The sequence below is a fragment of the Brevundimonas intermedia genome, assembly GCF_027922165.1.
Classification (GTDB): domain Bacteria; phylum Pseudomonadota; class Alphaproteobacteria; order Caulobacterales; family Caulobacteraceae; genus Brevundimonas; species Brevundimonas intermedia.
Genome location: NZ_BSFD01000001.1, coordinates 357,565 through 379,543, shown reverse-complemented (window position 1 = coordinate 379,543; position 21,979 = coordinate 357,565). Strand labels below are relative to the sequence as shown.

The 21,979-nt window shown below is 68.3% G+C and carries 22 protein-coding genes and 1 tRNA gene; 13 read left to right on the top strand and 10 right to left on the bottom strand.

Annotated elements, in window-relative coordinates:
* Window positions 1-185 precede the first annotated feature (185 nt).
* A complete protein-coding gene (locus tag PKE72_RS01810; protein WP_271163761.1) occupies window positions 186-461 on the bottom strand; it encodes a flagellar biosynthetic protein FliO in 276 nt (91 codons plus the stop codon).
* 139 nt (window positions 462-600) lie between these two features.
* Between PKE72_RS01810 and flgB the strand changes: the two genes are divergently transcribed.
* From flgB to fliE, 3 genes are read left to right on the top strand one after another with little or no spacing between them, the layout of a single operon-like run.
* A complete protein-coding gene (gene flgB / locus PKE72_RS01805; protein ID WP_271163760.1) occupies window positions 601-1,008 on the top strand; it encodes a flagellar basal body rod protein FlgB in 408 nt (135 codons plus the stop codon).
* Window positions 1,009-1,024: 16 nt separating this feature from the next.
* Complete coding sequence (gene flgC / locus PKE72_RS01800; protein WP_373878061.1) at window positions 1,025-1,444, top strand: flagellar basal body rod protein FlgC; 420 nt, start codon at window positions 1,025-1,027, stop codon at window positions 1,442-1,444.
* Window positions 1,445-1,454: 10 nt separating this feature from the next.
* Window positions 1,455-1,757 carry a flagellar hook-basal body complex protein FliE gene (fliE, locus tag PKE72_RS01795; protein ID WP_271163759.1) on the top strand — a complete coding sequence of 101 codons (303 nt, stop codon included), beginning with the start codon at window positions 1,455-1,457 and terminating at the stop codon, window positions 1,755-1,757.
* A gap of 15 nt (window positions 1,758-1,772) precedes the next feature.
* Here the strand turns inward: fliE and PKE72_RS01790 are convergent, their stop codons facing one another.
* A complete protein-coding gene (locus PKE72_RS01790; protein ID WP_271163758.1) occupies window positions 1,773-2,582 on the bottom strand; it encodes a metallophosphoesterase family protein in 810 nt (269 codons plus the stop codon).
* A 44-nt stretch (window positions 2,583-2,626) separates the two neighbouring features.
* Complete coding sequence (locus PKE72_RS01785; protein WP_373878060.1) at window positions 2,627-3,217, bottom strand: polysaccharide biosynthesis/export family protein; 591 nt, start codon at window positions 3,215-3,217, stop codon at window positions 2,627-2,629.
* A 209-nt stretch (window positions 3,218-3,426) separates the two neighbouring features.
* Between PKE72_RS01785 and PKE72_RS01780 the strand changes: the two genes are divergently transcribed.
* On the top strand, window positions 3,427-4,389 hold the full coding sequence (locus PKE72_RS01780; RefSeq protein ID WP_271163757.1) for a transglutaminase-like cysteine peptidase: 963 nt from the start codon (window positions 3,427-3,429) through the stop codon (window positions 4,387-4,389).
* 195 nt (window positions 4,390-4,584) lie between these two features.
* Window positions 4,585-5,709, top strand: coding sequence for a cell wall hydrolase (locus PKE72_RS01775; RefSeq protein ID WP_271163756.1), 1,125 nt, complete (start codon window positions 4,585-4,587; stop codon window positions 5,707-5,709).
* A gap of 4 nt (window positions 5,710-5,713) precedes the next feature.
* Here PKE72_RS01775 and PKE72_RS01770 read toward each other — a convergent pair whose 3' ends face one another.
* Together PKE72_RS01770 and PKE72_RS01765 are read right to left on the bottom strand one after the other, a co-directional pair.
* Window positions 5,714-6,625 (bottom strand): WecB/TagA/CpsF family glycosyltransferase, encoded by a 912-nt coding sequence (locus tag PKE72_RS01770; protein WP_271163755.1) that lies wholly within the window; start codon window positions 6,623-6,625, stop codon window positions 5,714-5,716.
* 47 nt (window positions 6,626-6,672) lie between these two features.
* A complete protein-coding gene (locus tag PKE72_RS01765) occupies window positions 6,673-7,029 on the bottom strand; it encodes a VanZ family protein (RefSeq protein ID WP_271163754.1) in 357 nt (118 codons plus the stop codon).
* Window positions 7,030-7,236: 207 nt separating this feature from the next.
* On the opposite strand from PKE72_RS01765, the gene PKE72_RS01760 reads away from it, so the two are divergent.
* From PKE72_RS01760 to ptsN, 8 genes are all read left to right on the top strand, one after another.
* A tRNA-Leu gene (locus PKE72_RS01760) sits at window positions 7,237-7,323 on the top strand.
* A 198-nt stretch (window positions 7,324-7,521) separates the two neighbouring features.
* Window positions 7,522-8,136: a ribonuclease D gene (locus PKE72_RS01755; protein ID WP_271163753.1), complete on the top strand. Its 615-nt coding sequence runs from the start codon at window positions 7,522-7,524 to the stop codon at window positions 8,134-8,136.
* A gap of 4 nt (window positions 8,137-8,140) precedes the next feature.
* A complete protein-coding gene (lptC, locus tag PKE72_RS01750; protein WP_271163752.1) occupies window positions 8,141-8,809 on the top strand; it encodes an LPS export ABC transporter periplasmic protein LptC in 669 nt (222 codons plus the stop codon).
* Entirely contained in the window at window positions 8,806-9,324 is a 519-nt protein-coding gene (locus tag PKE72_RS01745) for an LptA/OstA family protein (protein ID WP_271163751.1), read from the top strand. The genes lptC and PKE72_RS01745 overlap by 4 nt, the downstream gene beginning before the upstream one ends.
* Window positions 9,325-9,361: 37 nt before the next feature.
* Complete coding sequence (lptB, locus tag PKE72_RS01740) at window positions 9,362-10,168, top strand: LPS export ABC transporter ATP-binding protein (RefSeq protein ID WP_271163750.1); 807 nt, start codon at window positions 9,362-9,364, stop codon at window positions 10,166-10,168.
* Between the two features lie 873 nt (window positions 10,169-11,041).
* Window positions 11,042-12,544: an RNA polymerase factor sigma-54 gene (gene rpoN, locus PKE72_RS01735; protein ID WP_271163749.1), complete on the top strand. Its 1,503-nt coding sequence runs from the start codon at window positions 11,042-11,044 to the stop codon at window positions 12,542-12,544.
* 62 nt (window positions 12,545-12,606) lie between these two features.
* Window positions 12,607-13,245 (top strand): ribosome hibernation-promoting factor, HPF/YfiA family, encoded by a 639-nt coding sequence (hpf, locus tag PKE72_RS01730; RefSeq protein WP_271163748.1) that lies wholly within the window; start codon window positions 12,607-12,609, stop codon window positions 13,243-13,245.
* 84 nt (window positions 13,246-13,329) lie between these two features.
* Window positions 13,330-13,797 carry a PTS IIA-like nitrogen regulatory protein PtsN gene (ptsN, locus tag PKE72_RS01725; RefSeq protein ID WP_271163747.1) on the top strand — a complete coding sequence of 156 codons (468 nt, stop codon included), beginning with the start codon at window positions 13,330-13,332 and terminating at the stop codon, window positions 13,795-13,797.
* A 9-nt stretch (window positions 13,798-13,806) separates the two neighbouring features.
* On the opposite strand, the gene PKE72_RS01720 is transcribed toward ptsN, so the two are convergent.
* The 5 genes from PKE72_RS01720 to PKE72_RS01700 all read right to left on the bottom strand — a co-directional run bounded on the left by PKE72_RS01720 (window position 13,807) and on the right by PKE72_RS01700 (window position 21,932).
* A complete protein-coding gene (locus PKE72_RS01720) occupies window positions 13,807-14,055 on the bottom strand; it encodes a DUF1150 family protein (protein ID WP_271163746.1) in 249 nt (82 codons plus the stop codon).
* Window positions 14,056-14,118: 63 nt separating this feature from the next.
* The gene (locus PKE72_RS01715) at window positions 14,119-14,541 is read right to left on the bottom strand and encodes an Hsp20 family protein (protein ID WP_271163745.1); all 423 of its coding nucleotides are present in this window, start codon (window positions 14,539-14,541) and stop codon (window positions 14,119-14,121) included.
* Between the two features lie 112 nt (window positions 14,542-14,653).
* Window positions 14,654-15,961 (bottom strand): ammonium transporter, encoded by a 1,308-nt coding sequence (locus PKE72_RS01710; protein ID WP_271163744.1) that lies wholly within the window; start codon window positions 15,959-15,961, stop codon window positions 14,654-14,656.
* A 35-nt stretch (window positions 15,962-15,996) separates the two neighbouring features.
* On the bottom strand, window positions 15,997-20,508 hold the full coding sequence (gene gltB / locus PKE72_RS01705; protein ID WP_271163743.1) for a glutamate synthase large subunit: 4,512 nt from the start codon (window positions 20,506-20,508) through the stop codon (window positions 15,997-15,999).
* Window positions 20,505-21,932 carry an NAD(P)-dependent oxidoreductase gene (locus PKE72_RS01700; protein ID WP_271163742.1) on the bottom strand — a complete coding sequence of 476 codons (1,428 nt, stop codon included), beginning with the start codon at window positions 21,930-21,932 and terminating at the stop codon, window positions 20,505-20,507. Before PKE72_RS01700 ends, gltB begins: the two co-directional genes overlap by 4 nt.
* Window positions 21,933-21,979: the final 47 nt, after the last annotated feature.

Genomic DNA, 21,979 nt, shown 5'->3' with positions numbered 1-21,979 from the left:
GGATGCCGCGGGAACCGCGAAGACTTTCTCCCTCCCCCTGCGGGGGAGGGGGGCGGAGCGTAGCGGAGCCGGGTGGGGCGGGCAGGGCGATCCATCGACAGTCCGTGCGGCCTTGCCTTGCCGCCCCCACCCCGTCGCTGCGCGACGCCCCTCCCCCGCAGGGGGAGGGAGAACGCCGGGCCCGCTCACTTGAAGATCTCCGTCTGGCGCGGCTCGATCAGCTCACGCCCTTCGCCCAGCAGGATCAGCCGCTCTTCCTCGTCGATTCGCACAAGGACCAGCCGCCGCGCGGGATCCAGCACCAGGGTCTCGACCACCTGCATCCGCCGCTCGCCGCGCTGGGCGTTCAGCCGGGCCATCAGCTGCGGGGCATAGCGGCGCGCGGCGTAGGCGGCCAGGCCGATCAGACCCAGGGTAAAGGCCAGGCCGAAAACGGCGCGGGCGAGATCGAGGAAATTCATACGCTTAGGGCCCCGCGCTGTCGGCGCTGTTCCCAGAGTCTTAACCACCACGGTTAACGATGGGTTTAGATAACGGCCTGTTAACCATGCAGGCGGCATTTTCTGCCCATCGCGCGCATCTGCGCCACGGGAGATCGCCATGGGCGTCGCCGACATTCCGCTGCTGGGACAGATCAAGGGCCGGCTGGGCTGGCTGGACGAACGCCAGCGGGTCATCGCCTCGAACGTCGCCAACGCCGATACGCCGGGCTTCGTCGGTCGCGACCTGAAACAGCCCACCGACTTCGCCGCCGCTATGCGCTCGGGCGGGGGGCTGCCGATGGTGCGCACGAACAAGGCCCATCTGGCCCCCGCCGTCAGCGCGCCGCGCTTCGACTCCTCCAAGTCGCCGGACTCGGAAACCACGCTCGACGGCAACTCGGTGGTGGTCGAGGAGCAGATGCTGAAGATGGCCGAGAGCCGCATGGCCTATGACGCCGCCATCGGCTTCTACCAGAAATCCATGTCCATGATCCGCATGGCCGCGCGCAAGCCCGGCGCGGGCTGAGACGAAGGACTGAACCATGCCTGATCCCATCCCCCCCTCGAACAGCGCCATGGCGGTGGCGGCCTCGGCCCTCAAGGCCCAGCAGTCGCGCATGCGCGTCATCGCCGAGAACATCGCCAACGCCCAGTCCACGGCGCGCACGCCGGGCGGCGAGCCCTATCGCCGTCAGATCCCGGTCTTCCAGGCGCGCGAGGTCGACGGCGCGACCGGCGTCACCCTGGCCGAGGTCCGGCCGGACGACAGCGATTTCAACATGGACTACGACCCCTCGCACCCGGCCGCCAATGCCCAGGGCTATGTGATGCGGCCCAACGTCAACACCCTGGTCGAGGCCATGGACATGCGCGAGGCCCAGCGCGCCTACGAGGCCAATCTGAACGTCATCGAGACGGCGCGGTCGATGGACAGCCGCACCCTCGACATCATCAAACGCTGAGGACTAGGCCATGAATCCGATGATGGCCGCCCGCGCCTACGCCGCCGTTCAGGGCGGCGCCATGCCCACGGTGGCGCAACCGCCCGCCTCCGGCGACAACGGCTTCGCCGACCTGGTCAAGAGCGCCATGACCGACATGACGCAGCAGTCCAGGGCGGCCGAAACCCAGATGACCCAGTCGATCCAGGGCAACGGCAATCTGATCGATGTGGTGACCGCCCTCAGCTCGGCTGAGGCGTCGCTGGAAACCGTGATCTCCGTGCGCGACCAGGTGATTTCCGCCTACAAGGAAATCATGGCCATGCCGATCTGATCGGCGCGCCTGAGTTCAGAGCGGGCGGCGGCTCAGGCTGACCTGTCCGCCGGCCAAGGCCGTCTGCACCAGCGCGCGCGTCTCCCCCTCCAGCCTCAGCGCCGTCAGCACGCCGGTGGCGTAGGCGCCGGTGTCCAGGCCGATGCGGCGGTGGTCGGCGTGGACGGCTTCCGTCGGCGTATGGCCATGGACGACCACCCGCTCGAACGGGGCGGGATGGTTCAGGAATTCGTGTCGCACCCACATCAACTGCTGCGGATCCTGCTGGTCCAGCGGCACGCCGGGTTCGGCCCCCGCATGGGCGAAGAAATAGTCCCCCAGGGTGAAACTGTAGTCCTGGGCGGCCAGGAAGGCGCGCTGGCGCTCATCGACGGCGGCGTTCAGCGCCTCGCAGGCGGCGGCCCATCCGGCGGCGTCGGTCTTGTCGAACGGCGGGCTCACCCCATACGAGGCCAGGGCCTCGCGACCGCCATAGTCGCACCATCCCGGTCCCATGTCGGGATCGACCAGAAAGGCCTCCATCCGGTCCTCGTGATTGCCGCGCAGGAAGTGCAGCTCGAACAGGCCGCGGCTGCGCAGGCCGGCCAGCAGGTCGATGACTCCCTTCGAGTCCGGCCCCCGGTCGATATAGTCGCCCAGGAAGATCATCAGCTTGCGGCTGGCGGTCGAGGCCTCCAGGTCCGCGATCATCGCCTCGACCAGAGGCGACAACAGGTCCAGACGCCCGTGGATGTCCCCTACCGCCCAGGCCGCCGTGTCCTCCGGAGTCGAGGCCTTGCGGCGTTCGGATTCCAAGGGACGGCGTTTGAACAGTTTGGAGAACATCCCCCTAGATCAGCAACCGCAGGGGGCTTGGCAAGTCTGTCGCCTCAGAAGAAGCGCTCGCCGATGCGGATCGTATCGCCCGGCGCCACCTGGGTCGCCGTCGTCAACGGATAGGCCTGCTCGCCCGTGCCGTCGGCGCGCTTGATATAGACCTGACGGGTATTGGCCCGGTAGGTGAAGCCTTCCGCCGTGGCCACCGCGTTCAAAACCGTCAGATTGTTGGTGTAGGGATATTCGCCCGGCTTGTTGACCTCGCCCAGAATATAGAAGGGGCGGTAGTTCAGAACCTCGGCCGAGACGCGCGGCTCGTTGATATAGCCCTTCTTCAGGGACTCGGCGATTTCGGTCTGGAACTCGGTGATGGTCAGACCGGCCGCCTGGACCTCGCCGATCAGGGGCATGGAGATGCGCCCGCTGCCGCCGACGATGAACTCGCCGGTCAGGGCTTCTTCGCCATAGACGTTGACCCGAACCTTGTCCGCCGCGCCCAGCCGATATTCCGGCACGGTGCGGACCACGCTGGGATCCACGGCCGCATCCGTTAACCCGGCCGCCGCCAGGGGGCCTGACCCGCACGCAGCCAGGGTGAACATCAGGGTGAGCCCCAGAAGAGCCGCGCTCAACCAATTCCGCATGATCATCATCCCTTGCTTCTTTCAAGCATAGCGCAAGCCGCCCGGTGTTTCCAAGGCGATGCATGCGGCGCCGCAGCAAAGATCGGGCCGAAGATGAAAAGACGCTTAATGCGGCCGAAACCAATCTTCTACAGCCCCCCTAAACCGTACTTCTAAGGCTCATATTGATATGGCTCAGGCAGGGTGGTCCCATGAAACAGGGATCGCCCATGTCGATTGTTCGCTCGCCGCGCCGTTCAGGCGTGATCGGCGGCGCTGTCTTCGCCGCCGCCGTCTTCGTTTCCGGAGCCGCTGCGGCGGGACCGCGACCCGCAGGGCCCGCGCACATGCCGGTCGGCCCTGCCGCCGCCGCCCCGGTCGGCTTCCTCGACTTCTGCGAACGCTCGCCCCGCGACTGCGTCGCCCCGGGCGAGCGTGTGAACCTCGCCGAGATGCGCGCCCGCGCCAATTCCCTCTACTGGGCCGGTGTTTTCGGACGCACGGAACAGGTCGCCTCCAGCCGTCCGGCCGCGACACGCGCCGCCTCGAACCCTTCCAACGGCTTCGACTGGAGCCGCGTCTTCCCTCAACGCGCCGCCGCGCCTGCCGTCTCGGATCCGCGTCGCGACGGCGTCGCTGTGGCGATGGAAGACGTCGCCACGCCCGCCGTTGAAGCCGACGCCGTCCAGGGCGATGCGGCCCCGTCAGCCGAGGATTTCGGTCGCGACGTCTCGGCCCGCGTCAGGGATCTGGACCGATCCTGGGCGCGCCCTGCGGCGGTCAAGACCGCCCCGGTCATCGCCCTGTCGGACAGCGACTGGAAGGCGATCAGCGACATCAACCGTCAGGTCAATCGCCATATCCGCAGCGGCTCGGATGCGCGTGTCTACGGCGTCGGCGACTACTGGGCCGTGCCCAACGGAGACCGCGCGCGTGGCGACTGCGAGGACTATGTCCTGGCCAAGCGCCGCGCCCTGGTTCGCGCCGGCTATCCGGTCGGGGCGCTGTCCATCGCCGTGGTCGAGACCCGCTGGGGCGAGACCCACGCCGTGCTTCTGGTGGCCACGGACCGGGGCGACTACGTCCTGGACAATCTGACGGGCCGCATCTCGCGCTGGGATGAGGCGAACTATAAGTGGCGCGAGCGTCAGGCCCCCGGCAAGACGTTCGAATGGGTTCGCATGGCGGGCTGAGGCCGCTTTCCGGAAGATTTCGCGCTCCCGCCCTGATACACTGGCGACGAGCACTGGGTCGAAACGGCACAGGGCGGCCTGGCGCCTTAAGGTTCATCACTCTCCAGGCGGCGTCGTCATCGCGGCGCCGCACTTGCTGTGTGTGGATTGATCGGACGCCCCGCGCGGCCCTGCGTCCCCTCTGCCGGAGCAAGAATGACCATCGACCGCGAAACGCCATCCACGCCGCCGCCCTTCGCCGGACCGCGCCGACCCCGCCCGTCACAGCGGCCCCGTCGTCGTATCCAGCGGATTCACGTGATCGGCCTGGCGCTTTTGGCCCTCGCGCTCGCGGTGGCTGCGGTTCTGGTGTTCCGATCCCAGGGCGCGGCGCGCGGCGCGCCCGCTGTCGTCCGTCCGACCGGACTGGCGCAACAGACCCCGGCCGGCATGCAACAGATGCTGGACACCACCCTGGCGCCGGATGAAATCCGCCCCATCACCCCGGACGAGGCGCGGGCCTTCAACGCCGCGCTGCCGTTCTCGACCCTGCCGATCCTCTCGGCCAAGCCCTTCATCATGCCGGCCGACAAGCTCGAGGACTATGCCCGCGCCCTCGATTGCCTGACCGCCGCCGTCTATTACGAGGCGGCCAGCGAGACGGCGGCGGGCCAGGCGGCGGTGGCCCAGGTCGTGGTCAACCGCATGCGCCACCCGGCCTATCCCAAGACCATCTGCGGCGTGGTCTTCCAGGGATCCGAGCGGGCGACCGGTTGCCAGTTCAGCTTCACCTGCGACGGCGCCATGACCCGTCCCCCTTCGCCCGAGGGCTGGGCCCGCGCCCGTCTGGCCGCCGGCGGCGCCCTGAACGGCTTCGTCGCCTCCGGCGTCGGCATGGCGACCCACTATCATACCGACTGGGTCGCCCCCTATTGGGCCGAGCGTCTGGTCAAGATGCGCCAGATCGGGACCCATATCTTCTACCGCTGGGGCGGAGGCTGGGGCCTGCCGCCCGCCTTCACCGGCCGTCACGCGGGCGTCGAGCCGACGATTGCGAAGATGGCGCTGGTCGCCACGCCGATCGACCCGCTGGAGCTGGACGATCCCTTGCTCGCGCCGCCGCCGCCCGTTGTGGTCACCATGGCTCCGTTGCCGCTCCCCCTGCCGTCGTCGGCGCCGGTTCAGGCCCCGGTCGCACCCAAACCCGCGACGCCGCCGGTTTCGAGCGCGCCGCCCCCGCCGACGGCGGCGCCGGCGCGCCCGACCGTCGAAAACCCGCTGACCGCAGCGCCTGGCGAGCCTCAGCCGCGCCGCCGCTCCCGGATCGCCGCGCCGTCCTGATCCGTCAGCCGCCCCGCGGGAAATTATCGACGGGCGGGGCGCCGAAGTCCTCGGTCCGCCGGGCCTGCTTGCCGATCATGCGACGCCGCGCCGCGCGCAGATCGCGGATCGCCAGCGGGATCAGGGCCCAGGGCTCGACGCAGTAGCGGGTGAACAGCCGACGCGGGTTCTGCACCAGTCGGTAGGCCCATTCGACCCCGGCGCGGCCCATCCAGCGGGGCGCCGGCGTCTGGGTGCCCGCCTCATAGTCGAAGGCGGCCCCGACCGAGAAGATGACGCAGTCGGGCAGGGCGTCGTACACCGCCAGGGTCCACAGCTCCTGGCGCGGCATCCCCATGCCGACAAACAGGATGTGCGGCTTGAACGCCTGGATTTCGGCGACGATCTCGGCGTTGTCGGCCGAGCCGGGCGTGGCGTCGAAGAAGCCGTGGCGGGTGCGGATCTCGGCCCGGGGATAGCGGGCGCCCAGGCGACGCGCCGCCTCTTCGCCCACGCCCGGCTCGCCGCCGACCGACATGACGCGCCATCCCTTGCGGTTGGCCACGCTCCAGAAATGGTCGCGCCAGTCCAGATAGGTGCAGCGATGAAAGCCCCGGCTGTGCAGGCCCAGGGCCCGCGAGAACCAGATCATCGGCGTCGAATCCACCTCGATCATCTCGGCCTTGTCGTAGAAGGGCCGCATCTCGGGATGTTTCTGGATCAGATACAGGCTGTGCAGATTATGGTTGGCGACCAGGCTCTTGCGGCCCTCGGCCACCGCGTCCTGAACGTGGTGCAGCACCTCTTCGGGCTTAACCAGATCGACCAGCTGGCCGAACATATGCACCCGCTCGCGCCGCCGCCGCCGCTTGCGATAGGCCGCGCGGGGGCTGGTGCGACGCTCTGTCGTCGGGGATATCAGGGACGCGTCCGCCATGCTCCATCCATAGGGGACAGGCCTCAAAGCGGGGTAAGCGAACAGGCTTAACGCGCGGAAAACAGGTCCGGTCTCGCCCGCTCGGCCCAGACCCGCAGCGCGCTGACCGCCGCCACGCCCACCCCGTCCGCCATCAGGTCGAACAGATTGGCCGACCGTCCGCTGAGCGCCTGAACCCCCTCGACGCCCGTGCCCAGGGCCAGGGCCAGCAGGGCGGTGCGCCAGACCCCCAGGCCGGGCGCAATCAGGGTCAGGCAGACGGTGATGATGAAGAAGCCGATGGCGTGAGCCGGCTTGTCGGTCAGGCCGAGACCCTCCTCGGCCCCCTGGAAGGGCCCGAGCATGGCGACGAAAAGGATCAACAGCGCCACAAGGGCGCCGCCGCGAAGGACGGTCAGGATCACGGGCGCACCGATCAAGGGGAGGAGAAGGCGCGGAAAACAATCGCCACCCTAGTCGCAGACCCGCCGAATGGCCACCCGCCGGGGGTTGCGGCCGCGCTTGCGAAATAAAACCGACCTCCGACGAAAAATCCCTGTTGACCCCGCCCGGACCCTCCCTTAGAGGTCCGCGCCTTCCCGATGGAAACGCCGCAAGGCGCTGCCGACGGGGCCCAGATGGCGGAATTGGTAGACGCGCTGGCTTCAGGTGCCAGTGGCTTAACGGCCGTGGAGGTTCGAGTCCTCTTCTGGGCACCATATTATAAGCGGCGTCGTGTTTTCGGACACGGCGCCGTTTGCTTTTTGGGCCTATCGCCTCGCGCGCGGCGCTCGGCTGCTTGAGGCCATCTTCGTTTTGGGGCCTACCGCCTCGCGCGCGGCGCTCGGCTGCTTGAGGCCCGTTCGTCTCGCTGTAAGCCGTTTCGTCCCGTCCCCCAGCCGTGTAAGAACCAGACCATGACCGTTTACCTGCACGAAGGCGACCTGCCCGACGACCTGGACCTGGGACCGGACGTCGCCATCGATTCCGAGACCATGGGCCTGCGCTTCCGCCGCGACCCCCTGTGCGTGGTCCAGCTGTCGTCCGGCGACGGAAACGCCCATGTCGTGCGGCTGAACCGCCCCGCCTACGACTGCCCGAACCTGAAGCGTCTGCTGACCGATCCGGCGGTGACCAAGATCTTCCATTTCGGCCGCTTCGACATCGGCATGTTCCTGCTGCACCTGGGGGTCGAGACCCGGCCGGTCTATTGCACCAAGATCGCCTCCAAACTGGCCCGCACCTATACCGACCGCCACGGCCTGAAGGACGTGGTGCGCGAGACGGTCGGCGTCGATCTGTCTAAGGCCCAGCAGTCGTCCGACTGGGGCGCGGCCGAACTGACCCAGGCCCAGCTGGACTACGCCGCCTCGGACGTCCTCTATCTGCACGCCGCCCGCGCCAAGCTGGACATGATGCTGGCGCGCGAGGGCCGCACCGAACTGGCGGCCCGCTGCTTCGACTTCCTGCCGGACCGTTCGGCGCTCGATCTCGCCGGTTGGGACGAGATCGACATCTTCGCCCACAGCTGACCCCGTGACCGCCCCCCGCGACCCTGTCGGACATGAAGGCGACGCCGCCGACGAGGCGCGGGTGGTCCTGGCCGGCGCGCGCTGGCGGGCGCATTCGCGGCGGGTCAAGCTGTTCCGCCGCATCCTGCCGATCATCATCCTGGTGCTGGCGGGCGGCGTCCTGACCTGGACCGTGTTCCGCACCGTCATGTCGGGCGTCGAGCGCAAGGCCAGCCAGGGTCAGGAAGTCCGCCTGGACAAGCCCCTGTTCCACGGCCAGGACGCGCAAGGCCGCGCCTTCACCGTCGGCGCCCAGGGCGCGATCCGCGATCCGGCCACCGGCCATTTCCGCCTGGTCGGCCCGGCGCTGAAGCTGAACCTGGGCGGCCGCAAGGTCACCGAAATGACCGCCGACGGCGGCACCTACAACGAACAGGCCAAGACCGTGACCATCGGTCCGAACGTGCGGATTTCGGACGGCGGCTCCGGCTTCGTCCTGACCACGCCCGAGGCGGTGGTCGACACCTCGACCGGAATCATCACGGGTTCACGGGGCGTTCAGGGCGCCGGCCCTATTGGAACCATCAACGCTTCGTCCTATGCGATCTATGATCAGGGCGAGCGCGTGGTGTTCAAGGGCTCTGGCGACACCAAGATCAGCGGCACCATCAATCCCTCGGGATCAGGCGAATGACGGCGATGACATCGAAAACCCAATACGCCCGGACCGTTGCGGCGCTGGCGGCCCTGACCCTTCTGGCCCTGCCCGCCGTCGGCGACGCCCAGAGTGCGCGCGGCGCCTCCAGCCAGCCGATCGCCTTCGGCGCGGACGACGGCGAACAGACCACGGATCGCATCAGCCTGCGCGGACGCGCGGAAATCACCCAGGGCCAGAACCGTCTGCGGGCCGAGGCCATCACCGCCTTCCGCGACGCCCAGGGCGAGTTCACCCGCGTCGAGGCCACGGGGACCGTCTATTTCGTCACCCCGACCCAGACCATGCGCGGCGACCGCGCCGTCTACACCCTGTCGAACGGCGAGCTGGTCGTGACCGGCAACGTCATCCTGAACCAGGGCAAGAACGTCCTGACCGGCGGTCGGCTGACCTATAACGTCAACACCGACGCGGCGACCATGTCGGGCGCCCCGCGCGGCCAGGGCGCGGGCAGCCGCATCCAGGGCGTCTTCTATCCCAACGGGACGAACTGAGGCTGCGGCCCCGGTCGCGCTGAGCACGGATCACGATTTGGCCCGCAAGGAACTCTCCGCCCTGAACCTGGTCGACCGGTCGGCGGCCCCCCAGCCCGGGGCCGCCGAGCCGGCGGTTCCGGCCGCCGAAAAGGGTCTGCGGGTGCGCAACATCGCCCGCGCCTTCGGCCAGCGCCAGGTCGTGCGCGACGTCTCCCTGACGGTCCAGCGCGGCGAGGTCGCGGGCCTGCTCGGCCCCAACGGCGCCGGCAAGACGACCTGTTTCTACATGATCACCGGCCTGATCCCGCCCGACTCCGGCTCGATCTGGCTGGACGGCGAGGACATCACCGGCCAGCCCATGTACCAGCGCAGCCGCATGGGCCTGGGCTATCTGGCCCAGGAGGCCTCGATCTTCCGCGGCATGACGGTCGAGCAGAACATCATGGCGGTGGTCGAGCTCAACTATCCGCGCGATCAGCTGAAGGCCGAGACCGACCGCCTGCTGAACGAGCTTCACATCGACCATCTGCGTCACGCCCCGGCCACCGGCCTGTCGGGCGGCGAACGCCGTCGGGTCGAGATCGCGCGCGCCCTGGCCGGCCGGCCCTCCTTCATCCTGCTGGACGAACCCTTCGCCGGCATCGACCCCCTGGCCATCGCCGATATCCGCTCGGTCATCCGCTATCTGGCGGGGCAGGGCATCGGCGTCCTGATCACCGACCACAATGTCCGCGAAACCCTGGACATCACCGACCGCGTCTCGATCATCTCGGGCGGCTCGGTCCTGTTCGAAGGCACCGCCGACGAAGCCGTCCACGACCCCGAGGTCCGCCGCGTCTACCTCGGCGAAAACTACGCCTGACTAAGACGCTCTCCTCCCCGTTCGCCTTCGCGCGCGGAGAGGTGACGCCTGCCTCCCTTCTTTCGTCATTCCGGGCGCAGCGCAGCGGAGACCCGGAACCCAGCGGCGCGCGAGAGCGCGAACCTGTCGCGGACTCTGATCTTCAACATCGTGCGGCTTACAGATTTCGCCTTCGGCGCCTCCCCCGGTCCCGCTTCGCGGGCCGGAGGATGACGAGGGGTTCCGGGTCTGCGGGCCAAGCGGCCCTTCGCCCGGAATGACGAAAGAAAGCGAGGTCAGCGCGCACAATGACGCTGCCTCCACCCCAACGATTCCAACACCTTACAAAAATCTCACCCCCCGCTCCTAACCACCCCTCAAACCCCCCGCATAATCTCCCCGGTCTCGTCGCTAGGAGGGCTCGTAAGGCCTGCGACCTTGCGGCGGCGGGAGCGTAGGGATCAGGGGCGGGGGTGGGATTCCCTCGCGCCGCATGACGGTGCATCGGTGGGCTCATCCCGCGCAGAAACGTCGGCGGAGGACACGGGGTTAGGAACCCGGTCGCACTCGGGACGGTCCTTCGCAGGGATCGCCGACCTGACGCAGGCCTTGGGGAAGAGGCATCACAACTGCCGCTTCAATATCCCCGGCCGGCAGAAACACCCTGCGCGCGGAGCGTCTGTCTTCGTCGAAACGGTAAACACTATTCACTCCGGGCGAGGCCCGGCGCTCCGTCCCGCCCTCCACTCGCGATGGGCCTCCAACTTCGCAGCGAAAGCGCGAGGGGGCTTCTGCACACCCGTGTTCCGATATTTGTCGGGCGTTAACCAATAGGCCGGCATTCTGCACAGCAAGTTCCGGGCCAGTTCGGCGCGCGGAGGGGATTTTTCGAACGTGATCGGGCAACGTCTAGAGATCAGACAGGGGCAGGGGCTGGTCATCACGCCCCAGCTGCAGCAGGCGATCAAGCTGCTGCAACTGTCGAACCTCGAGCTCGAGGCGTTCGTCGAGGCCGAGCTGGAACGCAATCCCCTGCTGCAACGCGACGAGCCCGAGGGCGACGGCCCCGAGGCCCCTGACAAGGTCTCCGACGCCGCGTCCGACGGCGAAATGTCCTTCGGCGACGGGGTCGGCCAGGATTCCGTCGCCTCGATGGACGCCGGATCCGACGACGTCTACGGCGACGCCGCCCCCGGCGAACGCACCAGCGACCGCATGACCGACGAGGCCCAGCCCGGCCTGTCCGACTGGTCCAGCGCCGGCAAGGGCGGCCAGGTCTTCGAAGGCGACGGCGAGCGTCCTGACGCCCACGAGCTGACCTTATGGGAGCATCTTCAGGCCCAGGCCTCGTCGGCCGGCCTGTCGCCCGCCGACCACGCCATCGCCCTGACCCTGATCGACGCCACCGACGAGGGCGGCTATCTGCGCGGCGAAATGGCCGAGTTCGCGGACCGGCTGGGCGTCGGCCTGGATCGGATCGAGGCGGTGGTGACCGTCTGCCAGGGGTTCGAGCCGACCGGGATCATGGCCCGTTCGGTGCCCGAATGCCTGAAGCTGCAGCTGATCGAGCGCAATCGTTTCGACCCGGCCATGGGCGCCCTGCTCGATAATCTGGACCTGCTGGCCCGGCGCGACCTGGCGGGCCTGAAGAAGGTCTGCGGCGTCGATGGCGAGGATCTGACCGATATGATCGCCGAGCTGAAGGCCCTGACGCCGCGGCCCGGCGCCGGCTTCGGCGGCGAACCGGCCCAGACCGTCGTGCCCGACGTCCATGTCCGGCCCGATCCCGCCGGCGGCTGGCGGGTCGAGCTGAACGCCGACACCCTGCCGCGCCTGCTGATCGACAAACGCTATCACGGCCTGGTCCAGGCCGGCGCCCGGTCCGACACCGAAAAGACCTTCGTCGCCGACTGCGCCGCCCAGGCCAGCTGGCTGGTCAAGTCGCTGGACCAGCGGGCCAAGACCATTCTGAAGGTCTCGTCCGAGATCGTGCGCCAGCAGGACGCCTTCCTCGCCTTCGGGGTCGAATTCCTGCGGCCGCTCAACCTGAAGACCGTGGCTGACGCCATCGGCATGCACGAATCGACGGTCAGTCGCGTCACCTCGAACAAATATGTCTCGACCCCGCGCGGCGTGTTCGAGCTGAAATTCTTCTTCACCGCCGCCATCCAGTCGGTCGACGGCGCCTCGACCCATTCGGCCGAAGCGGTCCGTCACCGGATCAAGGCGATGATCGACGGCGAGGCCCAGGACGGCGACGTTTTGTCCGATGATCGGATCGTCGAAATCCTTAAGGAGACGGGCATAGATATAGCCCGTAGGACGGTCGCCAAGTACCGGGAAGCCTTGAGGATTCCATCCTCGGTCGAACGCCGCAGAATGCTTAAGACCGCCTGAAGCGTAGCCACAAAACGGTGATCTCGATTGACACCAAATGCGAGTGGGAGCGTTCTATCCGTATGCAAGTCCAAGTCAGCGGCAAGCAAGTGGATGTCGGCGAAGCGTTAGGCTCGCGCATCTCCCAGGAACTCGAAGACGGGGTCGGAAAATACTTCGCCCGCGGCGGTGACGACGCCGAGGTCGTGGTGTCCAAGGACGGCCACAACTTCAAGGTGGACTGTTGGGTCCGCCTCGCGTCGGGCCAGACCCTGGTGACGACCGGCATGGGCGGCGACGCCCATTCCGCCTTCACCGAGGCGCTGGACCGTCTCGAAAAGCGCGTCCGTCGCTACAAGCGCCGGCTCAAGGATCACCACATCGGACCCAAGGGCCTGTCGCCCGAAAAGACTGAAAACGCCGCCCGCGAAGTCGCCCGCAGCATCGTGCTGCGGGATCCCGACAGCGTCGAGGACGACGTCTTCGGCGACACCGGCGAGAACGACGGCCCGCCGCCCGTGGGCATGGTCATCGCCGAGACCGAGCACGAGATCCGCACCATCACGGTCGGTCGCGCGGTGCTCGAGCTGGACATGACCGGCTATCCGGTCGTCCTCTTCCGCAACGCCGCCCACGGCGGCCTCGCGGTGGTTTACCGCCGGCCGGACGGCAATGTGGGCTGGATCGATCCGGAGCGCACCAAGAAGACCAACGGCCATTAGGTTAACGGCCTAGTTTGACATTGTCGCGGGAGCCTCTAAAGGGGCGCCCGCGACTCCCAGTCGCTTATCCAGAGTTGGGCTACCATGGACATCGCAGATCTGCTTGCGCCGAACGGCGTGGTGCTGCGCGGCGGCGCCTCTTCAAAGCGTCAGGCCCTTCACGTCGTCGCCGAAGCGGCCTCCATGGCCCTGGGCGTCGATCAGGGCCGCATCTTCGAAGCCCTGCTTGAACGCGAAGCTCTTGGGTCGACCGGCCTGGGCTCTGGCGTCGCCGTGCCCCACGCCCGTTTGACCGAGATCGATCGAGTCACGGCCGTCTTCGTCCGGCTGGATTCGCCTGTCGCCTATGACTCGGTCGACGATCGTCCAGTCGATCTTCTGCTGGCCCTGTTCGCCCCGCCGAAAGACGGCGCCGAACACCTGCGCGCCCTGGCCGCCGTATCGCGCGCCCTGCGCTCGCCCGAACTCCGCGAGCAGTTGCGCCAAGCTCAGACGACGGACGCCATCAAGGCCCTGTTCGTCAAGGATCAGGCCCCCGCCACGGCGGCCTGATCGTCTGTCTCAGTGAACTGAAACCGGCTCAAGCTCATGCGCCACGGCGGCGGCGAAAGCGGTCTCGCGGTCGAGCATCACCGCCAGCCGTTCTCCGTCTGCGCTATGCACGGCGTACAGCGACTGATTGGGATCAAAGGCGATGTCTTTCATCTCGACCGCCTCTTCCAGCAGATCGGACGCCTTCACCTCGCGCACATAGACGAGGTCGGGCGCGCCCATGCCTGCAAAATCTTCCTTGGTCATCATCGGCGTCATTAGGACCGCCTCCTTCAAATGTACAACGCCCGGATCGCCGGGCGGTTCTAACGGTCGCGCTTTTCAGCCGGCCGTGATGGGAATCCGCCGCACCTGACGCTCGGCCTCGGGCCGGATCAGGTCGACGTGCAGCAGGCCGTGCTCCAGCCGCGCGCCCTGGACCTCAAGTCCGTCGGCGAGGACGAAGCTTCGCACGAAACCCCGTGCGGCTATGCCGCGATGCAGGAAGGCCTGTTCGCCCTTGCCCGCGTCGTCGCGCTTGCCGGCGATGGTGAGCTGCCGCCCGTCCAGGGTGATGGCCAGTTCATCGGGGGCGAACCCGGCGACGGCCAGGCTGATGCGAACGCCGGCATCGCCGATCTGTTCGACATTATAGGGCGGATAGCTCTCGGCTGCGGCCTTGGCGGCGCGGTCGATCAGGGCGCGGGTGTGGTCGAAGCCCAGCAGAAACGGGCTGTCGAAAAGAATGGTGCGGGTCGTCGTCATCTGGGTCCTCGCAAAGCGACCGACCGTCGGCCTCCCGCAATCGGCAAGGCTCCCGGTCACAGATGAAGATGGGGGCGGACAGGGGCGGGATCAACCGTCCCTGTCTGTGGCCTCAGTGGATGGCTTCGCCATGCTGGGTATAGTCCAGCCCCTCAACCTCTTCGTCCTTGGTGACGCGCAGGCCGGTGGTGAACTTGCAGATCATCAGCACCACGAAGGTGCCGACCGCGCTCCAGACGATCGCGCCCCCCAGGCCGATCGCCTGCTTCCACACGGTCGCGCCTTCGGACAGGGCGTTGATGCTGGTGGTGGCGAAGACGCCGGTCAGCAGGGCGCCGACGATGCCCCCGACCCCGTGCACCCCGAAGGCGTCCAGGCTGTCGTCGTACTTCAGCGCGTGCTTCAGCCAGACGGCGCCCGCGTAGCAGGCAGGGCCCGCGATCAGGCCGATGAAGAAGGCGCCCTTGGGATCGACAAAACCTGCGGCGGGGGTGATGGCCACCAGGCCGCCGACGACGCCCGACAACAGGCCCAGCAGGGTGGGGCGCTTGCGGTCGAACCATTCGATGGTCATCCAGCTCAAGGCCGCAGCCCCGGCGGCCAGAATGGTGTTGAAGGCGGCGGTGGCGGCCAGCGCATCGGCCGCGCCCGCAGATCCGGCGTTGAACCCGATCCAGCCGACCAGCAGCAGCCCGGTGCCGATGGCGCTGTAGACCAGATTGGCGGGGGCCATGTTGTCGCGGCCGAAGCCGTGGCGCGGTCCCAGCACAAGGGCGCAGACCAGGCCGGCGACGCCCGCGCTGACGTGGACGACCGCTCCGCCGGCGAAGTCCAGCACCCCCAGCCCGCCCAGATAGCCGCCGCCCCAGACCTGGTGACAGATCGGCGCATAGACGATCAAGTGCCACAGGGCGAAGAACAGCAGGCTGGCCGAGAACTTCATCCGCTCGGCGAAGGCGCCGGCGATCAGGGCCGGGGTGATGATGGCGAAGGTCATCTGGAAGCTGACGAACAGCAGCTCCGGCAGGCCGGGCAGCAGACTGTGCGCCGTCTGCATCGTGACCCCGTTCAGGAAGGCCGCCTCGACCCCGCCGACGAAGCCGTTGATCGCATCCGGTCCCTTGCCGAACGACAGGCTGTAGCCGACCAGGAACCACAGCACCGAGACGATGGCGAAGGCCGCCGCCGACTGGGCGATGACGCTGATGATGTTCTTCTTCCTGACCATGCCGCCATAGAACAGCGCCAGACCCGGCAGGGTCATCAGCAGCACCAGAGCGGTGGACGTCAGGATCCAGGCGGTCGCCGCATTGTCGATCACCAGGGGCGCCTGATGCGCCAGCAGGGGCGCGGCGGCGGCTGGAGAGGCGACCGCCGCCCCGACTAAGGCGACGGCGGAAAAGGCGGCGGTTCGGGTCATTTCAGGCGTCTCGGGGAGGAGAGGTAAGGAACGGCTCAGGCTGAAGTCTTAAGCCGTTCCTCCGCCCTGACAATGTCCGTGAGCGGCAGTATCCGCACGAAACGGTCCAGCGTGGCTTCCCAGTCGCCCAGCAGGCGCCGCGCAAGGGGAGAACCCGTCGCCCCGAAGTGGGCCTCGACCAGGCCGCGCAGCCGTTCGGCCGCCGCCGTGTCGATGTCGGCCACTCCGGCCAGGTCGCCGTTCAGAGCCCGTTCGGCGAAGCCGGGCTGGTCCAGTACGAAAAGCTCGCCGCCGCTCATGCCCGCCGCCAGGTTCCAGCCGACCCCGCCCAGCACCACCACCCGACCGCCGGTCATATATTCGCAGCCGTGCGCGCCCAGACCTTCGACCACCGCCTCGGCGCCCGAGTTGCGCACCGCGAACCGCTCGCCCGCCGCACCGGCGACGAACAGCCGACCCGAGGTCGCGCCATACAGGGTGGTGTTGCCGCAGATCAGCTGATCCTCGCGCCATTCAGGCGTGCGGACCGAGATCTCGGCGCCCGAGAGGCCCTTGCCGACATAGTCGTTGGCCTCGCCCGTCAGATGCAGTTCCAGCCCCTTGGCGGCGAAGGCGCCGAAGCTCTGGCCGGCGATGCCTTCCAGACGCAGCTTCAGACGACCGGCCGGCCCTTGCGCGCCAAACCGTCGCACGATGGCGGACGACACGGCGGCGCCGACGGTGCGCTGGGTGTTGTTCAACGGATAGGACAGTTCCAGCGTCTGGCCGCGATCCAGGAACCGGACGGCGTCCTTCAGCACTCGGGCGTCCAGGCTGTCGGCGATGGGCTTGCGAACCTTGTCCGCCCATTTGCCGGCCGCACCCTCGTCCACCCGAACCAGCAGGGGGTTGAGGTCCAGGTCGTCCAGGTGCGAACCGCCGCGCCGGACCTGACGCAACAGGTCGGTGCGGCCGATGATCTCGTCCATCGTCCGGGCGCCGATCGAGGCCAGGATCTCGCGCGTCTCCTCGGCGATGAAGGTGAACAGGTTGACCACCTTGTCCGGGGTGCCGGTGAACTTTTCGCGCAGCCGCTCGTCCTGGGAACAGACGCCGACGGGGCAGGTGTTCGAATGGCACTGACGCACCATCAGACAGCCCATGGCGATCAGGGCGGCGGTGCCCACGCCGTACTCCTCGGCGCCCAGCATGGCGGCGATGACCACGTCGCGGCCCGTGCGGACCCCGCCGTCGGTCCGCAGCGTCACCGAGCCGCGCAGATTGTTCAGCGTCAGCACCTGATGGGCTTCGGCCAGGCCGATCTCCCACGGCAGGCCGGCATGCTTGATCGAGGTCTGGGGCGATGCGCCGGTGCCGCCGTTGTGGCCGGCGATCAGGATGGCGTCGGCGTTGGCCTTAGCCACCCCCGAGGCGATGGCCCCGATACCCGAGGCGGACACCAGTTTCACCGTCACCTTGGCGTCGGGATTGATGGCCTTCAGATCATAGATCAGCTGGGCCAGGTCCTCGATCGAATAGATGTCGTGGTGCGGCGGTGGGCTGATCAGGGTGGTGCCGGGCACGGCGTGGCGCATCCGCGCGATGAACTCGGTCACCTTGAAGCCAGGCAGTTGCCCGCCCTCGCCGGGCTTGGCGCCCTGGGCCACCTTGATCTCGATTTCGCGGCATTGGTTCAGATATTCGGCCGTGACGCCGAACCGGCCCGAGGCGACTTGCTTGACCGCCGAGTTGGCGTCGTCGCCATTGGCGCGCGGGTGATAGCGTTCCGGATCCTCGCCGCCCTCGCCCGAGACCGAGCGGGCGCCGATGCGGTTCATGGCGATGTTCAGCGTCTCGTGCGCCTCGGGGCCAAGCGCGCCCAGGGACATGGCCTGGGTCAGGAAGCGGCGGCGGATGTCCGACACGCTCTCGACCTGATCGACCGGAATGGCGACGCCCTCGCGGAAGTCCAGCAGGTCGCGCAGGGACAGATCCGGCTGATTGCGGACGGCCTCGGAGAACTGCTTGAAGCGGCGATAGTCGCCCCGGTTGCAGGCGTCCTGCAGCAGGTGGATGGTCTTGGCTTCGTGGGCGTGGGCCTCGCCGCCCGACCGGATCTTGAAGAAGCCGCCGATGGCGGGCGAGGGAAGGGCCTCGCCCCAGGCGACCTTGTGCCGCTTCATCGCCGCCTGCTCCAGACCGGCTAAACCGATGCCGGAGATGCGCGACGGGGCGCCGGGGAAGAACTCGGCCGTCAGGGCGCGCGACAGGCCCAGCACCTCGAACTCGCAGCCGCCGCGATAGGCGGAGATGACGCTGATCCCCTTGCGCGCCAGGGTTTTCAGCAAGCCCGCCTCGATGCCGTGCTTGTAGTTCAGGCAGGCGTCGCGCAGCGTCAGGCCGGGATACAGGCCGCGATCCAGACGCTCCTGGAACAGGTCCTGGGCCAGCCAGGCGTTGACGGTGGTGGCGCCCACTCCGACCAGGACCGCGAAACCATGCGGATCAAGCGTTTCGGCCGTGCGGACGACGATCGAGCAATAGGTGCGCAGGCCCGCACTGGTCAGCCGGCCGTGAACCCCGGCCGTGGCCAGGATCATCGGGGCGGCCAGACGGGTCGCCGAGCCTTGCTGATCGGTCAGCACGATCAGGGCCGCGCCGTCGCGGGCGGCGGCCTCGGCCTCGTCCATTATCCGGTCCAGCGCCGCGCGCAGGCCGGCGCCGGCGCGGGCGCCCTCGGACGGCGTGTCATAGCTGCAATCGATGACCACGGTCGAACCGGCGCCGACGGTCGCGACCATCCGCTCGTACATGCCGTTGGTCAGAACCGGGCTGTCCAGCACGAAGACGTCGGTCTGGGCCTCTTCCTGGGCCAGGATGTTGCCCAGGTTCTTGAACCGCGTCTTCAGGCTCATCGCCCCCGCTTCGCGCAGGGGGTCGATGGGTGGGTTGGTGACCTGGCTGAAGTTCTGGCGGAAATAGTGGCTCAGCGGACGCGGCAGGGCCGACAGAACCGCCGGCGGGGCGTCGTCCCCCATGGAGCCGACAGCCTCCTTGCCGTCGCGCACCAGGGCGTCCAGCAGCAGGTCCAGATCTTCGCGGCTGTAGCCGGCGGCGATCTGGCGGCGCGTCAGGTCCTCGCCCGAGGCTGAGCGGGGCTCTGGTCCGGGGCCGATGATCGGCTCCAGATCGACCATATTGCCCAGCCAGTCTGTATAGGGGTGGGCGGCGGCCAGGGCGTCGATGGCCTCGTGCTCGTCGTACAGACGGCCGTGCTTCATATCGACGGCGATCAGCTTGCCGGGACCGATGTGCAGGCGGCGCTTCACCCGGCTCTCGGGGATCGGCACCAGCCCGGCTTCGGATCCGGCCATCAGCAGGCCGTCCACGGTCTCGACCGCGCGCAGGGGACGCAGGCCGTTGCGGTCCTTGCCCGCCACGATCCAACGGCCGTCGGCGGCGCAGATGGCGGCCGGGCCGTCCCACGGCTCCATCACCGCGTTGCAATAGGCGTAGAAGGCGCGGTGCGCCTCGGGCATGACCACGTCGTCCTTGGCCCAGGCCTCGGGGATCAGCAGGGCCTTGGCCATCGGCGCGGGGCGCCCGGCGTGGACCAGCACCTCCATGACATTGTCCAGGGCGGCCGAGTCCGACCCGCCCGGCTGGACCACCGGCTTCACCTCGCGGTCACGGTCGCCGAAGGCCTGGGCGGCCATGCGGATCTCGTGCGACTTCATCCAGTTGAGGTTGCCCTTCAGCGTGTTGATCTCGCCGTTGTGGGCCAGCATGCGGAAAGGCTGAGCCAGCTTCCATTCGGGGAAGGTGTTGGTCGAATACCGCTGGTGGAAGACGGCGTAGGCCGAGACGAAGCGCGGATCCTCCAGGTCGGGGTACAGGTTCCCCAGCAACTCGGCCCGCACCATCCCCTTGTAGGCGATGGAGCGCGCGGACAGGGTGCAGATATAGACGGCGGCCAGGTTCTCGGTCTTGACCGTCTTCTCGATGCGGCGGCGGCACAGATACAGCTCGCGCTCCAGCGCCTCGCCGTCCAGCGGCTGGCCGGCGTCGTCCAGCGGCGGGGCCAGCATGATCTGTTCGATCTCGGGCCGGGTCGCGCCGGCCTTGGTCCCCACGACCGACAGGTCGATGGGCGTCTGGCGCCAGCCATAGATCCAGAAGCCGCCGCGCAGGGCCTCGGTCTCGACGATGGCGCGGGCGCGGTCCTGGGCGCCCAGGTCGGTGCGCGGCAGGAACACCTGGCCGACGCAGATCGGGCCTGGACGCAGCGACTGGCCGATCGAGGCCACCTGGTCGGCGAAGAAGCCCTGCGGCAGTTCGCACATGACGCCGGCGCCGTCGCCTGACAGGCCGTCGGGATCGACCGCGCCGCGGTGGGCCACGGCCTTCAGGCTGCGGATCGCATATTCGACCACGTCGCGACGCGGCGTGCCGTCAATGGAGCAGACCAGGCCCACGCCGCAGGCGTCGCGCTCCGACGCGCGATCATAGGCGTGGCCGGCTTCCAGGCGGTCGCGGGTCTCTTCGTACTTATCAAGCCATTGGGTCATGCCGCGACCTCCTCGGTGCGGGTCTTCAGGTAACGGTCGATCTCGGCGGCGGCGTCCTGGCCCTCGCGCACGGCCCAGACCACCAGCGAGGCGCCGCGCACCGCGTCGCCGGCGGCGAAGACGCCGGGCAGGCTGGTGGCGAAGCTGACGGAGCCGACCTTGATGGTGCCGTCGTCGCGCAGGCGCAGATCGGGCTCATGCGCGGCAAACGGCTCGGGCGAGAAGCCCAGGGCTTCGATGACGATGTCGGCCGGAATGTCGAAGTCGGCGCCGGGGACGGGCACGATGTCGCGCCGCTCGCCAGGAGCCGCCTCGGTCAGTTGCATCCGCGCGGCGCGAACGCCGGTGACGGTGTCGCCTTGCGACAGCAGGGCCTTGGGCGCGCCCAGCCATTCGAAGACGACGCCTTCTTCCTCGGCGTTGACCACCTCGCGGGCCGAGCCCGGCATGTTCTCGCGGTCGCGACGATACAGGCAGGTGACGCTGGCCGCGCCCTGACGGATGGCCGTGCGGACGCAGTCCATGGCTGTGTCGCCGCCGCCGATGACGACCACCCGCTTGCCGCGCGCCTCGTGCCAGCCGTCTTGCTCGGCGTCGCCCAGGTCGCGCCGGTTCTGATGCGTCAGATAGGACAGGGCCGCCACGGTCGAATCCGGCCCGCGCCCCGGCGCCGACAGGATGCGGGGCTGATAGACGCCCATGGCCAGCAGGACCACGTCATGGCGCTCGCGCAGTTCGAGCAGGGTCACGTCCTTGCCGACCTCGCAGCCCAGCACGAACTGAACGCCGCCGTCGATCAGACGGTCCACGCGCCGCTGCACCACGTGCTTCTCCAGCTTGAAGCCGGGGATGCCGTAGATCAGCAGGCCGCCGGCCCGGTCGTGGCGGTCATAGACGGTGACCTGATAGCCTTCACTGCGCAGACGGTCGGCGGCGGCCAGACCGGCCGGGCCGGCGCCGACGATGCCGACGCTCTCGCCGCGTTCGGCCGCCGGACGGATCGGCTCGACCCAGCCGTTGGCGAAGGCCTGATCACCCAGCCAGGCCTCGACCGAGCCGATGGTGACGGCGTCCCAGCCGGACTGGTTCAGCGTGCAGCCGCCTTCGCACAGCCGGTCCTGCGGACAGATGCGGCCGCAGATTTCGGGCATGGTCGAGGTCAGGGACGCCACACGCCAGGCTTCACGCGGCTCGTTCTCGGCCGACAGGCGCAGCCAGTCGGGGATGTTGTTCTGAAGCGGGCAGGCGTTCTGGCAGAAGGGCACGCCGCAGTCGGTGCAGCGCGACGCCTGTTTCTCGGCCGTCTCGGTCGAGGGCGGAATCGTGATCTCGCCGAAACCGCGCGCGCGCAGTTCGGCTGAGGCCTTCGAGAGGCGGCGTGGTTCGACGACGAAAGTCCCGCCTTGCTTCAGGGTCTTATGCATGCCGCGCATATGCCGCAAATGGCGTGGTCCGCGCAATTACCGTTTGC

Coding starts and splice junctions, on each gene's coding strand:
- PKE72_RS01810 (WP_271163761.1), bottom strand. CDS start 461: ATGAATTTCCTCGATCTCGCCCGCGCCGTTTTCGGCCTGGCCTTTACC.
- flgB (WP_271163760.1), top strand. CDS start 601: ATGGGCGTCGCCGACATTCCGCTGCTGGGACAGATCAAGGGCCGGCTG.
- flgC (WP_373878061.1), top strand. CDS start 1,025: ATGCCTGATCCCATCCCCCCCTCGAACAGCGCCATGGCGGTGGCGGCC.
- fliE (WP_271163759.1), top strand. CDS start 1,455: ATGAATCCGATGATGGCCGCCCGCGCCTACGCCGCCGTTCAGGGCGGC.
- PKE72_RS01790 (WP_271163758.1), bottom strand. CDS start 2,582: ATGTTCTCCAAACTGTTCAAACGCCGTCCCTTGGAATCCGAACGCCGC.
- PKE72_RS01785 (WP_373878060.1), bottom strand. CDS start 3,217: ATGCGGAATTGGTTGAGCGCGGCTCTTCTGGGGCTCACCCTGATGTTC.
- PKE72_RS01780 (WP_271163757.1), top strand. CDS start 3,427: ATGTCGATTGTTCGCTCGCCGCGCCGTTCAGGCGTGATCGGCGGCGCT.
- PKE72_RS01775 (WP_271163756.1), top strand. CDS start 4,585: ATGACCATCGACCGCGAAACGCCATCCACGCCGCCGCCCTTCGCCGGA.
- PKE72_RS01770 (WP_271163755.1), bottom strand. CDS start 6,625: ATGGCGGACGCGTCCCTGATATCCCCGACGACAGAGCGTCGCACCAGC.
- PKE72_RS01755 (WP_271163753.1), top strand. CDS start 7,522: ATGACCGTTTACCTGCACGAAGGCGACCTGCCCGACGACCTGGACCTG.
- PKE72_RS01745 (WP_271163751.1), top strand. CDS start 8,806: ATGACGGCGATGACATCGAAAACCCAATACGCCCGGACCGTTGCGGCG.
- hpf (WP_271163748.1), top strand. CDS start 12,607: ATGCAAGTCCAAGTCAGCGGCAAGCAAGTGGATGTCGGCGAAGCGTTA.
- ptsN (WP_271163747.1), top strand. CDS start 13,330: ATGGACATCGCAGATCTGCTTGCGCCGAACGGCGTGGTGCTGCGCGGC.
- PKE72_RS01720 (WP_271163746.1), bottom strand. CDS start 14,055: ATGACGCCGATGATGACCAAGGAAGATTTTGCAGGCATGGGCGCGCCC.
- PKE72_RS01715 (WP_271163745.1), bottom strand. CDS start 14,541: ATGACGACGACCCGCACCATTCTTTTCGACAGCCCGTTTCTGCTGGGC.
- PKE72_RS01710 (WP_271163744.1), bottom strand. CDS start 15,961: ATGACCCGAACCGCCGCCTTTTCCGCCGTCGCCTTAGTCGGGGCGGCG.
- gltB (WP_271163743.1), bottom strand. CDS start 20,508: ATGACCCAATGGCTTGATAAGTACGAAGAGACCCGCGACCGCCTGGAA.
- PKE72_RS01700 (WP_271163742.1), bottom strand. CDS start 21,932: ATGCATAAGACCCTGAAGCAAGGCGGGACTTTCGTCGTCGAACCACGC.